Source organism: Stenotrophomonas sp. PvP093 (genome assembly GCF_017876915.1).
GTDB classification, from domain to species: Bacteria; Pseudomonadota; Gammaproteobacteria; order Xanthomonadales; family Xanthomonadaceae; genus Stenotrophomonas; species Stenotrophomonas muris.
Map to the genome: position 1 here is coordinate 3,721,383 of NZ_JAGIOX010000004.1, position 13,192 is coordinate 3,734,574.

13 protein-coding genes and 1 tRNA gene are annotated in these 13,192 nt (G+C 64.1%); all 14 read left to right on the top strand.

Going from position 1 to position 13,192, the window contains the following annotated elements:
• Positions 1–51 precede the first annotated feature (51 nt).
• Positions 52–144: transfer RNA gene (locus J3A72_RS20055), tRNA-Ser, on the top strand.
• Positions 145–1,147: 1,003 nt separating this feature from the next.
• Complete coding sequence (locus J3A72_RS20060) at positions 1,148–1,477, top strand: hypothetical protein (protein ID WP_126411778.1); 330 nt, start codon at positions 1,148–1,150, stop codon at positions 1,475–1,477.
• A 44-nt stretch (positions 1,478–1,521) separates the two neighbouring features.
• Positions 1,522–2,529, top strand: coding sequence for an OmpA family protein (locus J3A72_RS20065; protein WP_168708242.1), 1,008 nt, complete (start codon positions 1,522–1,524; stop codon positions 2,527–2,529).
• A gap of 539 nt (positions 2,530–3,068) precedes the next feature.
• Positions 3,069–3,341 (top strand): hypothetical protein, encoded by a 273-nt coding sequence (locus tag J3A72_RS20070; protein WP_014036176.1) that lies wholly within the window; start codon positions 3,069–3,071, stop codon positions 3,339–3,341.
• A gap of 190 nt (positions 3,342–3,531) precedes the next feature.
• Positions 3,532–4,983 (top strand): pilus assembly protein TadG-related protein, encoded by a 1,452-nt coding sequence (locus J3A72_RS20075; protein ID WP_075076728.1) that lies wholly within the window; start codon positions 3,532–3,534, stop codon positions 4,981–4,983.
• Positions 4,980–5,765 carry a hypothetical protein gene (locus J3A72_RS20080; protein ID WP_014646173.1) on the top strand — a complete coding sequence of 262 codons (786 nt, stop codon included), beginning with the start codon at positions 4,980–4,982 and terminating at the stop codon, positions 5,763–5,765. Before J3A72_RS20075 ends, J3A72_RS20080 begins: the two co-directional genes overlap by 4 nt.
• Before the next feature lie 15 nt (positions 5,766–5,780).
• Positions 5,781–6,596 carry a hypothetical protein gene (locus tag J3A72_RS20085; protein WP_209572139.1) on the top strand — a complete coding sequence of 272 codons (816 nt, stop codon included), beginning with the start codon at positions 5,781–5,783 and terminating at the stop codon, positions 6,594–6,596.
• On the top strand, positions 6,580–7,248 hold the full coding sequence (locus tag J3A72_RS20090) for a hypothetical protein (protein ID WP_014646172.1): 669 nt from the start codon (positions 6,580–6,582) through the stop codon (positions 7,246–7,248). Before J3A72_RS20085 ends, J3A72_RS20090 begins: the two co-directional genes overlap by 17 nt.
• A gap of 10 nt (positions 7,249–7,258) precedes the next feature.
• Complete coding sequence (locus J3A72_RS20095; RefSeq protein ID WP_014646171.1) at positions 7,259–7,444, top strand: hypothetical protein; 186 nt, start codon at positions 7,259–7,261, stop codon at positions 7,442–7,444.
• Complete coding sequence (cpaB, locus tag J3A72_RS20100; RefSeq protein ID WP_075076727.1) at positions 7,441–8,235, top strand: Flp pilus assembly protein CpaB; 795 nt, start codon at positions 7,441–7,443, stop codon at positions 8,233–8,235. Before J3A72_RS20095 ends, cpaB begins: the two co-directional genes overlap by 4 nt.
• On the top strand, positions 8,222–9,718 hold the full coding sequence (locus tag J3A72_RS20105) for a pilus assembly protein N-terminal domain-containing protein (RefSeq protein WP_075076726.1): 1,497 nt from the start codon (positions 8,222–8,224) through the stop codon (positions 9,716–9,718). The genes cpaB and J3A72_RS20105 overlap by 14 nt, the downstream gene beginning before the upstream one ends.
• Positions 9,719–9,731: 13 nt before the next feature.
• On the top strand, positions 9,732–11,456 hold the full coding sequence (locus J3A72_RS20110) for an ATPase, T2SS/T4P/T4SS family (protein ID WP_080342718.1): 1,725 nt from the start codon (positions 9,732–9,734) through the stop codon (positions 11,454–11,456).
• Positions 11,449–12,303 carry a type II secretion system F family protein gene (locus tag J3A72_RS20115; RefSeq protein ID WP_014646168.1) on the top strand — a complete coding sequence of 285 codons (855 nt, stop codon included), beginning with the start codon at positions 11,449–11,451 and terminating at the stop codon, positions 12,301–12,303. Before J3A72_RS20110 ends, J3A72_RS20115 begins: the two co-directional genes overlap by 8 nt.
• Positions 12,300–13,190, top strand: a complete 891-nt coding sequence (locus tag J3A72_RS20120) for a type II secretion system F family protein (RefSeq protein ID WP_014646167.1) — start codon at positions 12,300–12,302, stop codon at positions 13,188–13,190. Before J3A72_RS20115 ends, J3A72_RS20120 begins: the two co-directional genes overlap by 4 nt.
• Positions 13,191–13,192 lie beyond the last annotated feature (2 nt).

Genomic DNA, 13,192 nt, shown 5'->3' on the forward strand with positions numbered 1-13,192 from the left:
GCCCGCTAGAATCTGCGCCCCTGCTGAGGCGTTTGCCGATGGCAGGGATCCGGAGAGGTGTCCGAGTGGTTGAAGGAGCACGCCTGGAAAGTGTGTAAGCGTCTAAACCGCGCTTCGGGGGTTCGAATCCCCCTCTCTCCGCCAGACAAATGAAGAAGCCGCCCTCTGGGCGGCTTTTTTATTTGGCTGGCGGAGAGCATCGGGCGAGAGAAGCCCTGCCGGGGTTCGACGGTTCTGCAGGAGCAGAACCGGACCGCCGAAGGCGGGTCCCGGGGCGCAGCGCGCACCGGGATCGGGTGCATGGATGCACCCGACAATCCCCCTCTCTCCGCCAGATAACTGAAAAAGGCTGCCTTCGGGCAGCCTTTTTCAGTTATCTGGCGGGGGATGCGAAGTGCGCTGCGCGCGCTTCGCCCCAAACGTTGCTGCGCAACGTTCGGGCCCCTCCCCTTGCCGGCCTCTCCCCGCCCCTGTCGGGGCAGCCCCTCAACAGAGGGGCTTGTTGCTCCAGATCCATCAATGGGTTTCCGCCGTGCGGGGATGCCTGGTCGGCTGTACCTCGCAGAAGCCACTGGCGGGGGATGCGAAGTGCGCTGCGTGCGCTTCGCCCCAAACGTTGCTGCGCAACGTTCGGGCCCCTCCCCTTGCCGGCCTCTCCCCGCCCCTGTCGGGGCAGCCCCTCAACAGAGGGGCTTGTTGCTCCAGATCCATCAATGGGTTTCCGCCGTGCGGGGATGCCTGATCGGTTGTACCTCGCAGAAGCCGCTGGCGGGAGATGCGAAGTGCGCTGCGCGCGCTTCACCCCAGACGTTGCTGCGCAACGTTCGGGCCCCTCCCCTTGCCGGCCTCTCCCCGCCCCTGTCGGGGCAGCCCCTCAACAGAGGGGCTTGTTGCTCCAGATCCATCAATGGGTTCCGTCGTGCGGGGATGCCTGGTCGACCGTCCCGCTTCCACGTTCGATGGCCGTCCAACGACAGGATCTGCCCCACGTCGTGGCACCCCGCGCTTCCTGTCCACGCCCTGACCACTGGCCGTGCCGTGGCGATGCAACGACACGCTGGCACTCACTGCCTGTTGCTATGCTCGGGCCACAGGGGATTGATGCCCGCTATCGGGCCGGATGAGGAACATCAACATGCGGTATTTCATGACGAAGCTAGTGATCACCTCCGCCTTGCTGATCGGCAGCGGCACCGCAGTCGCACAGGGCGGCGGTGCGGCGCAGTTCGGCGCACTGGGAGGCACGCATGCAGGCAATGCCCTGGCGTGCGGCGCAACCCCGGAACAGGCCGCCAAGCTGCGCGCAAGCCACAAGGCACAGGCAAAAACCGTGTTCGGCGCCGAAGCAGGCTTCGACCAGGCCTATGACACGGCCGAAGCGCAGACACAGAAGAAGATCACCGATGCCTGGAAGAAGGGCCAGTACAAGCCCACCAGCGAAGTCTGCAACGAACTGATGAAGCAGGTGCGTTCATGACGCAGAAGCACGGATCGACGATGTCCGCAGTGCGCGCGAGCCTGTTGGCCGCCAGCCTGGTACTGGCACTGGGTGCCTGCAAGCGCGCTGGCGAAGCGCCTGCAGAGGGTGGCGCTTCCTCGGCCGCACCTTCCAGCACCGCAGCCGAACCATCACCGCAGGCGGCTGCGGCCACGGATGGAAGCCAGAAGGCCGCAGCATTCAATGTTGCCGAGCTGCCCGTATCGCAGGCAACGATCGGCAGCTTCCCTTATCTCGGACTGCCGCAGGGCTACACCAGCCAGGACGTCGTAGACAGCGAATTCGATCGCGTACCGTTCTGGACCGGCGATCGCGTGGAATGGATTGAAGGCAAGGTTCATTCTTCGGTCCTGCAGAGCAGCAGCGATCACCCTTATTCGCAGCTGGAGCTCAGCCGCAATGTACAGAGCCTGGTCGAGGCCCTAGGGGGCAAGCGCATTTTCTCCGGCACCATACCGGCCGATGCATCGCGTGACATCGGCAACAGCAAGGCGGCGACCACCTATGTCGGCGGCATCGGCGACATCTACAACGAACCCGCAGAAACCTATGTCATCCATCGCGAAGATCGCGATATCTGGATTCACCTGGGCTCGGGTGGAAACTCCGGCGGCCTGCTCGTCGCAGAGACAAAACCGGTGCAGATCACGGCCAAGGTCATTGAAGCGGACACGCTGAAACAGGCACTGGACAGCAGTGGCAAGGTATCCATCCAGGTGAACTTCGCAACCGACGCCGCCGAGATCCTGCCCGATTCGGAACCGCAGATCGCACAGGTCACCCAGCTGTTGAAGGCCGACCCACAGCTTCGCCTTTCCGTTGAAGGACACACCGACAACAGCGGCAGCCAATCGCACAACCAGACGCTCTCGCAGGCGCGTGCGGAGTCGGTGCGCACGCGTCTTGTCGGCGGTGGAATCGCAGCCGAACGCCTGAGCGCGAAAGGCTATGGGCAGAGCCAGCCGGTCGCCGACAACGCAACCGAAGAAGGGCGCCGCGCCAATCGTCGCGTGGAACTGGTCAAGCGCTGATATCACCACGACGTTACTGCGTTGAAGCGCTCCGGAAAAAGCACATGCCCTGCATGTGCTTTTTTCTTTTCCGCGCCGCACGGTCATTTGTTTTGCCGCGGATGCAACGAGATAAAAACACGCGGATCTCTCATCCCGTTCGAACAAGAAGCAGGCCGTGCACGCGCCCTCTGTAGCGCGCCAATATTCCGGCACCACAAGCCGCCTGCGTGACACAAATATGTCAGTTAAGTGTTAATTTCCTTAACGAAAAGCGGTGCATCTAGCTCAAATTTGACGTGATTATGTGCAGACAATTGTTAATCTGCAATGTGCATCACATTTTCAAATATTTCATTGCATATCGGAAAAACCTGACTTGTATCGTCAATTTTCTGTCGATAGGCTTGGCCCCGTTCTCGAACAAGCGACAAATTTTCGACGAACCAGGGTGTGAGCTTCCTGTCTTTACCTCGCCCTGCCATTAATCAGGATCCCCCAGCGGACACGCCGAATATCCCGCACACCCGGGAGGATTCCTGCCATCAAGGAGGAAATACATGGAACGCAGCCGTCGTCACATCCGTTTTTCCCGTAAGCAGGCCGGTCAGGGCATGACCGAGTACATCATCATCACCGCGCTGATCGCCATCGCCGCGATCGGAGCCGTCACCTTCTTCGGAGGCACGGTTCGCAGCCAGGTGGCAGGCATGTCGAAGGAACTTTCCGGCCAGAGCGCGACGCAGTCGATCAACCGCGCCAAGAACCAGGCCAACAGCGCCCAGCAGGAAGCTGACAAGACCAAGGGCATGGACGCGTACAAGAACAAGTAATACCCCAGCCCTGGCGGCATGAAGCCGCCAGGGCCCTCCCAGCATAATCTCCCTGCGCGCACCGCACGCGGCGCGCGACGGGCAGCCATGGCCTCCGGCCCAGGAATTCGTTATGCGCAGCGCATTGGCTTTGGCACGAAGCCGTGCGGCCCGGGGCGTTTCCAGCCACCGAACGGTCGCCGGCCAAGCAATGGTTCTCGGGCTGGCACTCATTCTGGTTCTATGCATCGGGATTGTCCTGCTGTTCAACACAGGGCAGGTGGTGAACAAGAAGGTGGAGCTGGTCAATGCGGCCGACGCCGCCGCCTACAGCGTTGCGATCCAGCAGGCACGCGCACTGAACTACGCGGCCTACATGAACCGTGCCCGCGTTGCCAACGAAGTGGCCGTGGCACAGACGATCAGCCTCTATTCGTGGCTGAACCAGATGCACACCACCTCCATCGTCATCCGCACCACGCTGGATGCGCTCTCCGCCATTCCCTACATCGGCGTGGTGTTCAAGGCATTGGCAACCGCCTTCAAGGTCGCCGAACGCATTCTCAAGGTCACCCGCCAGGCGTTCCAGCCTGTCGCGCAGGCGGCCATCATCGCCATCGACAAGCTCAACATGATGTTCGCCGCCTCGGTGCAGCTCGTCATCGAGGGCGTATCGCGGCTGGACAGCTACACCATCGCCAAGGATGTACTGCAGCGGAACTCACCGCAGGCACAACTGGGCACCATCGGAACCGCGGTGCTCGGCACGCAACTGGCCACGGCCGAGAACCGGCTGCTGCAGCGCTACAGCATTCCCCGTACCGCCAACGGTGGCTCGGCCACGCAGCGCCAGGGCGCCGACCGCTTCCGCAATGTGGTGATGCAGTCGCGTGATGGCTTCAGCAAGAGCCGCAGCGATGATTTCCTCGGCTTCCTGGTGCAGTCCGGCGGCACCGACATGGTCGACTACAACCGATGGGCAGCGCTGGACACCATGGCCGTCGAGCTTCCGCTGCCATGGCCGCTTTCCGATATCGATATTCCGGTCGGCTGGGGCGGTGCGCAGGCCGTGGAAAGCTATCGCAACCAGCGCTTCCTCAACGGCTTCGGCAACGGCAACGGCTGGTACTCGGACTGGGACCGCCGCCGCTACCGCCCGTATGGCGAAGCGGTGCGCCGCAATCGTGGCGCGGCGTGGATTGTCGACCGCAGCCAGGATGCCAACGTGCGCTTCGCCAATGGCCAGCATCGCAAGGCCTTCTTCACCGGCTACAACGGCCTGCGCGACTATCACGACGTCAAGGCCGGGCAGGCACTGCAGCCCTACGCCGAGAATGATCGTGACCGCGACAAGGTCGGCCCGGTCTTCACCATCTATGCCGAGACCGCCGGCACCAGCGCGCGCACCACGTCCGGCGCCGGCATCGGCGCCCCGGCCGGCTCGCAGATGGAACTGCCGGACAGGATGGCCAACAACAAGATCGCCGCACTTTCCTCCGCGCAGGTGTTCTTCGACCGCCCGGTGCAGCTGCGCATGTTCAGCCGCGATGACCGCAAGCGTGAAACCGGAAACCTGTTCAGCCCTTACTGGCAGGCACGACTGGTCAAGACCGATGCCACCACCAAGGCTGCCCTGGCGGCAGCCGGAGCCTTGATGCCATGACGTTTGCTGTTTTCAATCGCCTGCACCTGTCGATCGCCACACTGCTGATCAGCGGCTGTGGCAGCGCGGCGGACAACGGCGAGCCCGCCGCTGCCAGGAACATGCCGGGCATCCATCTTGACCAGATTGCCGAAACCCTGGTGGATGGACGCAACGCGGCGCGCACCAGCTACCAGCAGGCACTGAGCGACTGCCAGGCGGCAGGATTGCCGACCCGCGCACTGGATGACGCCGATGTCGCCCGCCTGGGAACCGTTCGTTACGAAGCCTGGCTTTCCAGCAAAGAGGAAGTGTTCCGTACCCGCGAATGGCGCCTGCTCAACGATGGCCCTGCGACCAGCTGCCAGTTCCGGCTGGAGGCCACCGGCCTGCAGGAGACCCAGAGCGCCTCCGGCGTGGAGCAGGTCGATCTGGCAACGGGAGAGCGTAGCCAGTCCCCCGCCGACAGCGACGGGCTCACCCGCTTTGCCGCCGAAGCCGACGAAGGCAGCGCCTCGCCGGGCTTCCAGCGCGCGGGCAACCGCAGGGTCGCTGGCCAGCCGTGCAACGTGTGGAAGGACGAGAATGGACGGTTCAGCCAGTGCGTGTGGTCGGCTGGTGCCAGCTGGGGCTTCACCCCCGGTGCACTGAACGACTACCGGCCGAGCCGCTACGCCATTGTCCTGGAGCAGGAACCCCTCGACGGCAATGGCACCCGCCTGACCACGCAGCGCATGACGGTGGGCCAACCCTTTGAACGCGGCGACCTCGAGGTACCGCGCGAACCGTCCTCCCAACGATGACCTGCTGAGGTAGCCATGGACAGGGAACGCCCATTCCGCGGCGCGCGTCGCCAGCGCGGCCAGAGTCTCACCGAAGTCGCCGTGCTCTGCGCCGTGCTGGTGCCGATCTTCCTGCTGATCCCGATCCTGGCCAAGTACATCCACGCCCGCCAGGCCACCCAGCAGGCCGCGCGCGCGATCGCCTGGGAAGCCACCGTATCGCCGGACTACAAGCTGCCGGCCAGCGGCCGCCAGCGCGATCTTGCCGTCGACCGCTATTTCGGGCGTGCCAACGATCCCATCGTCAGCCAGGCGCAGACCGGCGCACGCGATGCCGCCGTCGGCGACGTCCTGATGAATACCTTCTCCAACCAGCCGCTGCTGCGGCGCGGTGACCTCGCCCTGGTCTCCTACACCAGCACGTCGGCAGGCGGCATGATGAAGAAGATCGGCGACGTGACCTCGATGTTCGGTTCGTTCCCGCCCAACCGCAACGGCCTGACCCAGGCCCAGCTGCGGTTGGATGTGCAGGATCTGAAAAGTGCCAACGGCAGTGCTGCCGCCTATCTGGAACCCTTCGATTCGCTGGGCCTGAAGCTGCAGGCCACCCATGTGGTGCTGGCCGACCCCTGGAATGCAGCCGGTTCCGGGCTCAAGGTCAACTCGTCACGCTCGGTGATCGCGCAGGTCAAGCCACTGGTGCCATCCCAGCACATGGCGGGCATCGCCAAGGCGTTTGACGGCCTCTCCGGCATTCCGATGATCGGGACGCTGAGCAGGCTTGATCCCGGTTACATCGCGCCCGACGTGGTGCCTGTCGACAAGTTGCCTGCCTATGCGCCGTCGCGTTGACCTGCTGGCGGCACTGGCCGCGCTGCTGTTCGCCTGGCCTGCGCTGGCCGCGTCCTGGCCGGACATTCCCGAGCCCGAGGGCGCGCAGAGCGAGTGGGTGGCCAAGGACATGCTCTACAACGGCCTGCCCATGCGCATCTCGCGCTTCACGTCCGCCTTGCCGGTGTCGTCCATCGTCAGCTACTACAACCGCGAATGGCCCGGGCAGACCGTGATCAACGAGGTCGGCGGCAAGACCGTGATCGGCCACGCACACGGCGAGTACTACGTGACCATCGAGGTATCGGCCAAGGGCAGTGGCAGCCAGTCACAGATCGGCATTACACGCCTGCTCAAGCGCAAGCCCGATGCCGCGGCCGGCGCCGATTTCCCGAAACCGTCCGGGACGCAGGTGATCAATGACATCACCTACCTGGACACGCCCGGGCGCAGCCTGTCCATGGAAAGCACGCTGTCTCCGTTCCAGACCGATGCCTTCTATGCCAGCCGCCTCCCTGCGGACGGCTGGAGCCGAAGTTCCGGCCCTGCGGGCTGTTCGATGATCGCGCTGCAGTGCGTTGTCCGCTACAGCAAGGGCAGCCAGGAAATGACCATGACCTTCAACCGGCACGAGCAGGGAACCTCGATTGTCGTCAACCAGTCGCAGCACTGAGACCACCGCCATGAGAAAACGCATTCCCCCGTCCCTACGCCGCCAGCGCGGGGCCGCACTGATCGAGTACGCCGTGGTCGCTTCCGTCGGTGTCCTGGTCCTGGTCGCCGAGCCGAACATCGTGCTCGAGCTGATCGATTCACTGCGCAAGGCGTACCAGGGGTTCACCTACATGCTGTCGATGGGAGTCGTATGAAGGCGCTCCCGCTGAAAGCCAACCGCAACGTCGTCTTCATCATCATCGCCCTCGCGCTCGGCCTGTTCGCGGCCCTGATCGCCGTGCGCTACGTGCAGAAGGCAGTGAACGAGCGTGCCGCTCCGCCGGTGGAAATGGTGCCGGTAGCCGTGCCCAAGACCGACATGGAGCCGGGCAGCATTGTCACCGTTGCCGACCTTGCAGTGCGCGAAGTCCCCGCCGACCTGCCGCCTGCCGATGCGATCACGCCGGACAATGTGTCCGAGTACAGCGGCCGCATGCTGCGCGCGCCGATCCGCGAAGGTGCACCGCTGGGTGCCAGTGCACTGGTACCGCTGTACGACCAGTTCTCGCGCGTTATCGCCAAGGGCAACGTGGGCTACACCCTCCAGGTGGACGAGACGAACTCGATCTCCGGCATGATTGCTCCCGGGGATCACGTCGACATCCTGCTCACCGTCGAGCAGGAACAGACCGGTGCCCGGGTGCTGCCGCTGCTTGAGGACATCAACGTTCTGGCAACCGGCAACCGCGTCGGCGAAACGCCGGCCTCGGAAGACCAGCAGGGCTATTCGAACATCACTCTGGAACTGACACCGGCACAGGCGCAGCGACTCACGGTCGCCGCCAAGGCCGGTTCGATGCGGGTGATGCTTCGCCAGGTGGAGGATCGTGGTGCGTTCGGCCTCAGTGGCATGACGCAGAGGGAACTGCTCGGCAACGGCACGCAGGGTCGTGCTGGCGTGCAATTCATCATTGGGGGCAAAGGGTCGACGAATGCGCAGCAATAATGGAATCCGCAGCCTCATCGCCGCCACTGCGGCCATCGCTGTTGTCACCTCGCCACTGCTGGCCGTGGCACAGACCACCGGCACCCAGCTGACCCCGGTACCGGTCATGGCCGCACCGCGCCCTGCTGTCCAGGCGCAACCGCAGCCCAACACCAACCATGCACCGGTACCCGGTGGGCAGAGCGCCTTCCCGGCGCCGGTTCCCGATCCCGCCTATCGCACCAGCGCGTCGGCCATGCCCGCGGTGCCACTGCCCACCCGCGCCCGGATCTATGCCGGCCAGGCCGCCGTCTACACGCTGCCCAGCGGGCTCAAGCGCGTGGCCGTCGGTAGTGGCGAGATGCTCGAGGTCACCAACGTCGGCCCGCGCGACCTGATCATGATGGGCATGAAGCCCGGCTCCACCACGGTTCACCTGTGGCTGCAGAACGGCAAGCAGCTGCAGGTGCAGGTGGACATCTCCGAGAACGATGCCGTCAGCCTGGCCGAGACCATCCGTACCCTGCTGGCCGACGTGGAAAAGATCAATGTGCATGCGGTCGCCGACCGTGTGGTCATTACCGGCCAGGACATCAACCCGGGCATCGGCAGCCGCATTGATGCGATCCAGAAGATCTACCCGACGGTGTTGAATTTCACTACTGCCGACCCGGTGGGCATGCGCCCGATGGTGCAGATGGACGTGAAGATCATGGAATTCGACACCAATGCGCTGGAAGAACTCGGCATCCAGTGGGACAACGTCATCCGTGGCCCGGTGGCGGGCATCGTCAAGGATTTCACCAACAACAACTACTACCGCATCAACCCCGAGCAGAGCCCGGCCAACGGCGTGCTGCTGCCGAACAAGCTGCAGGGAACCCAGGCCTTCTTTGGCATCGCCACGCAGATCGGCTCGGCGATCAACCTGATGATGAACAAGGGCAAGGCGTTCCTGCTGGCCTCGCCCCAACTCAGCGCCCGCAGCGGCGGGCAGGCCAAGTTCCTGGCCGGCGGCGAAGTGCCGATCCCGGTTCCGCAGGGTTTCGGCCAGGTCACCGTCGACTACAAGGAATACGGCATCAAGCTCGACATCGAGCCCCTGGTCAACTTCAACCAGGACATCTCCACCCGCATCCTGGCTGAGGTCAGCCGCGTCGATCCGACGGTGACCGTGCAGGGCGTGCCTGGCTTCACCACCCGCCGCACCGAGTCGGAAATCAACGTCCACGCAGGGGAAACCATCGTCATCTCCGGGCTGATCGACTCCAGCGCGCAGCAGGATGCCAAGCGCCTGCCGTTGCTGGGCGATATCCCGATCCTCGGAAAGCTGTTCCGCTCCGATGGCTTCCGTGGCAACCGTACCGAGCTGGTGATGTTCGTTACTCCGCGCGTGGTGACGCCGGGCTCGCAGGAAAACCTCGATGGCCTGGAGCGTGCGCGACAGATCCAGGAGCGCGGCCAGCAGGCCATGCCGCGCCGGAGCAAAGATTTCGTGCAGTGACCGGAGCCGTCGCATGTTCAACATCCTCATCGACACACCCAACCGCGACCAGCGACGTGTCCGCTGCCTGCACCGTGAATGCGGGATCGGCCGTGGCGACGGCAACCTGGTGGTGCTGCAGGGCTGGAGCATCGCCCAACGCCATGCGGCGCTGAAGCGCGAGGACGAGGGCATCTTCATCGAGAGCCTGGGAGGCCGCTCGCCGGTACTGGTGAATGGCGAACAGGTCAAAGGCAGCCGTGGCCCGCTCACCAGCCGTGACCGGGTGCAGATCGGCGACTACCTGCTGCAGGTGGTGGACGACGACCCGCCGGCCGAACCCACCGCCGATGCTGGAAGTTTCAATGCGGGCGCGGCCAACGATGTACCGGTGGACGCCACGCCCGCACCGGCACCCGCACCGGCGCAGCCATCCAGCGAACGCCAGCTGGCGCGGCCGGAGCAGCTGCCGCCGGACATGGCGGTCTATCGTGCAAAGCTGCATGCCTCGCTGGTCAAGCAGATGGACCTGCGCCGGCTTGACGTGCGCAGCATGGACGATGAGTCGCTGCGCAACGCCACGATCAAGCTGATCGATGAAGTGATGCAACGGGAGTTCTCCGAGCTTCCCAAGACGATCAACCCACGCAGGCTGGCCAAGGAGGTGCTCGATGAGGCCATCGGCCTGGGCCCTCTGGAAGACCTGATCGACGATGCGACGGTGACGGAAATCATGGTCAACGCGCACGACCAGATCTTCATTGAACGTGCGGGCCGGATCGAACGGTCCCCCATTGTCTTCACCAGTGACCGCGCGGTGCTGTCAGCCATCGAGCGCATCGTGACGCCCCTCGGTCGCCGCATCGACGAAAGCTCGCCGATGGTCGACGCGCGACTGAAGGATGGCTCCCGCGTCAACGCCATCATTCCGCCGGTGGCGCTGCGCGGCCCGAGCATCAGCATCCGAAAGTTCGCCAAGCGCAAGCTGGAAGGAAAGGACCTGCTCACCTTCGGTTCGCTCAGCCAGCCGATGCTGGAATTCCTGATCGTTGCGGTGCGCGAACGGCGCAACATCGTCGTCACCGGCGGCACCGGCTCCGGCAAGACCACCCTGCTCAACATCCTTTCCAACTTCATTCCCGATACCGATCGCATCGTCACCATCGAGGACGCGGCCGAACTGAAGCTCGTCCAGCCCAACCTGGTTGCCCTGGAAGCGCGTCCTCCCAACATGGAAGGCAAGGGCCATATTTCCATCCGCGACCTGGTGCGCAACGCGCTGCGCATGCGCCCGGACCGCATCGTGGTCGGCGAGTGCCGCGGCGGCGAAGCACTGGACATGCTGCAGGCCATGAACACCGGCCACGAAGGATCGCTGACCACCGCCCATGCCAACAATCCGCGCGAGGCGCTGTCGCGTCTGGAAGTGATGGTCATGATGTCCGGCATGGAGCTGCCGATGACGGTGGTGCGCGAACAGATCTCGTCGGCAGTGGACCTGATCGTGCACCAGAAGCGCTTCCCCTGCGGTTCGCGCAAGGTCAGCCACATCACTGAGTTGACGGGCATGGAAAGCGGAACCATCCAGCTGCAGGATGTGTTCCTGTTCAAGGCACGCTCCACTGCCGGACGCGATGGCAAGGTGGTGGGCGAGTTCGTCGCGACCGGTGCAGTGCCGGAGTTCTATGAAGAGCTTGCCGAGCGCGGCGTCGCCGTTGACCTGGACATTTTCCGTACCGGGGGACGGCGGAATGAGTGACATCCTGCTGATCGCCCTGCTGTGTTTTGCCTGCGTGACGGGCTCGGTGCTGTTGCTGGCGCGTGCCAGCTCCGGCTTCATGGACCGTTACCGCGCCAACTTCATGGACCAGGCGCGGGTCAATCTGGCCGACATGTTCCTGTTCGTCGACCCGCGCGTGCTGTTCAGGACCAATGTGCTGATGCTGCTGGCGATTCCCGTGCTGCTGTGGATCGTCACCGGCGGCAACCTGCTGCTGCCGATCCTGGCCCTGATCCTGCTGGCCATAGCGCCACGCAAGATCTACCTGTGGCTGAAGCAGCGCCGCCTCGACCAGATCCAGCAGCAGTTGCCCGACGGGCTGCTGATGCTGGCCGGCAGCCTCAAGGCCGGCGTCGGCTTCAATCCTGCGCTGGAAGCACTGGCCCATGACGGCCTGCCTCCGCTGGCCCAGGAGCTGGCACTGGTACTGCGCGAGCAGCACATGGGCGTGCGCACGGAGGAGGCGCTGGACAACTTCGCCGCCCGCGTGCCCATTGCCGACGTGAAGCTGTTCGTGGCCGCCGTCAGCATTTCGCGCGAGGTTGGTGGCAATCTCGCCGAGAGCCTCTCCACGCTCGCCGAAACGCTGCGGCGCAAGCTCATCATGGAAGGCAAGGTCAAGGCACTCACCGCGCAGGGGCGCCTGCAGGGCATCGTCATGGCGATGCTGCCAGCCGGCCTTGTCGGCTTCCTCGTGCTGTTCTATCCAGAAACGATGAACCCCATGTTCCACACCTTCATCGGCTGGTGCGTCATGGCCCTGATCGGGGTACTGGAATACCTCGGCTACCGCATGTGCCGCAAAATCATGACGATCGATATATGAACGCCCTGCTCATCCTGGTCGCACTGCTTGCCGCTGCCGCTGTTGGGCTGCTTGCATTCGCGCTGCGCGGACTGGTGCAGTCGGTCGAGGTGGACCAGCGCAACTACCAGGATCCGCTGCCGCTGCTGCTGCGCATCCTGTGGCCGCTGATTACGGTCGCTACGCGCCTGGCCGGGCCGCGCCTGTCCTCGGCACAGCTGGAGCGCGCGCATCGCAGCCTGCAGTCGGCCGGCCAGGACTTCGTGCTGTCACCGGAAGAACTGTATGGCGCACGCATTGTCTCCGCCGCCGTGGCCAGTACCTTCCTGTTGCTCACCATCATCCTGCTGGGCCGGTTCGGAGTCGGCTCCGTGCTGATGGCCCTGGCATTCGGCGCACCCTTCGGGTGGATGTATCCCACGCTGTGGCTGGGCGAACGGCGGAAAGCGCGCTCCAAGCATGTGATCCGCGACCTGCCTATCTTCCTCGACTTCATCACCATGGCCGTCGAAGCGGGCCTGAACATCACCGGTGCGATCGAACAGTCCGTCGACAAGGGTCCACCCGGTCCGCTGTCACAGGAGTTCTCGCGCATGTTGCGTGATCTGCGCGCCGGCCTTCCGCGTGCCGAAGCGCTGCGGCGCATGTCCGATCGCGCCGACATTTCCCAGGTGACCAGCTTCACCAGCGCTTTGATCCAGGCGGACCGGGTGGGTGCCAGCCTGAGTGACACACTGCGCTCGCAGGCCATGCAGCGCCGCGAAGAGCGCTTCCTTCGCGCCGAGAAGCTGGCCCTGGAAGCGCCGGTGAAAATGATGCTGCCGCTGGTGCTGTTCTTCTTCCCGCTGATCTTCGTCGTCCTGGCCTACTTCATCTTCCTGCAGATGAAGCAGCAGGGCATCCTGTGAGT

Coding starts and splice junctions, on each gene's coding strand:
- J3A72_RS20060 (WP_126411778.1), top strand. CDS start 1,148: ATGACGAAGCTAGTGATCACCTCCGCCTTGCTGATCGGCAGCGGCACC.
- J3A72_RS20070 (WP_014036176.1), top strand. CDS start 3,069: ATGGAACGCAGCCGTCGTCACATCCGTTTTTCCCGTAAGCAGGCCGGT.
- J3A72_RS20075 (WP_075076728.1), top strand. CDS start 3,532: ATGGTTCTCGGGCTGGCACTCATTCTGGTTCTATGCATCGGGATTGTC.
- J3A72_RS20080 (WP_014646173.1), top strand. CDS start 4,980: ATGACGTTTGCTGTTTTCAATCGCCTGCACCTGTCGATCGCCACACTG.
- J3A72_RS20085 (WP_209572139.1), top strand. CDS start 5,781: ATGGACAGGGAACGCCCATTCCGCGGCGCGCGTCGCCAGCGCGGCCAG.
- J3A72_RS20090 (WP_014646172.1), top strand. CDS start 6,580: ATGCGCCGTCGCGTTGACCTGCTGGCGGCACTGGCCGCGCTGCTGTTC.
- J3A72_RS20095 (WP_014646171.1), top strand. CDS start 7,259: ATGAGAAAACGCATTCCCCCGTCCCTACGCCGCCAGCGCGGGGCCGCA.
- cpaB (WP_075076727.1), top strand. CDS start 7,441: ATGAAGGCGCTCCCGCTGAAAGCCAACCGCAACGTCGTCTTCATCATC.
- J3A72_RS20105 (WP_075076726.1), top strand. CDS start 8,222: ATGCGCAGCAATAATGGAATCCGCAGCCTCATCGCCGCCACTGCGGCC.
- J3A72_RS20110 (WP_080342718.1), top strand. CDS start 9,732: ATGTTCAACATCCTCATCGACACACCCAACCGCGACCAGCGACGTGTC.
- J3A72_RS20115 (WP_014646168.1), top strand. CDS start 11,449: ATGAGTGACATCCTGCTGATCGCCCTGCTGTGTTTTGCCTGCGTGACG.
- J3A72_RS20120 (WP_014646167.1), top strand. CDS start 12,300: ATGAACGCCCTGCTCATCCTGGTCGCACTGCTTGCCGCTGCCGCTGTT.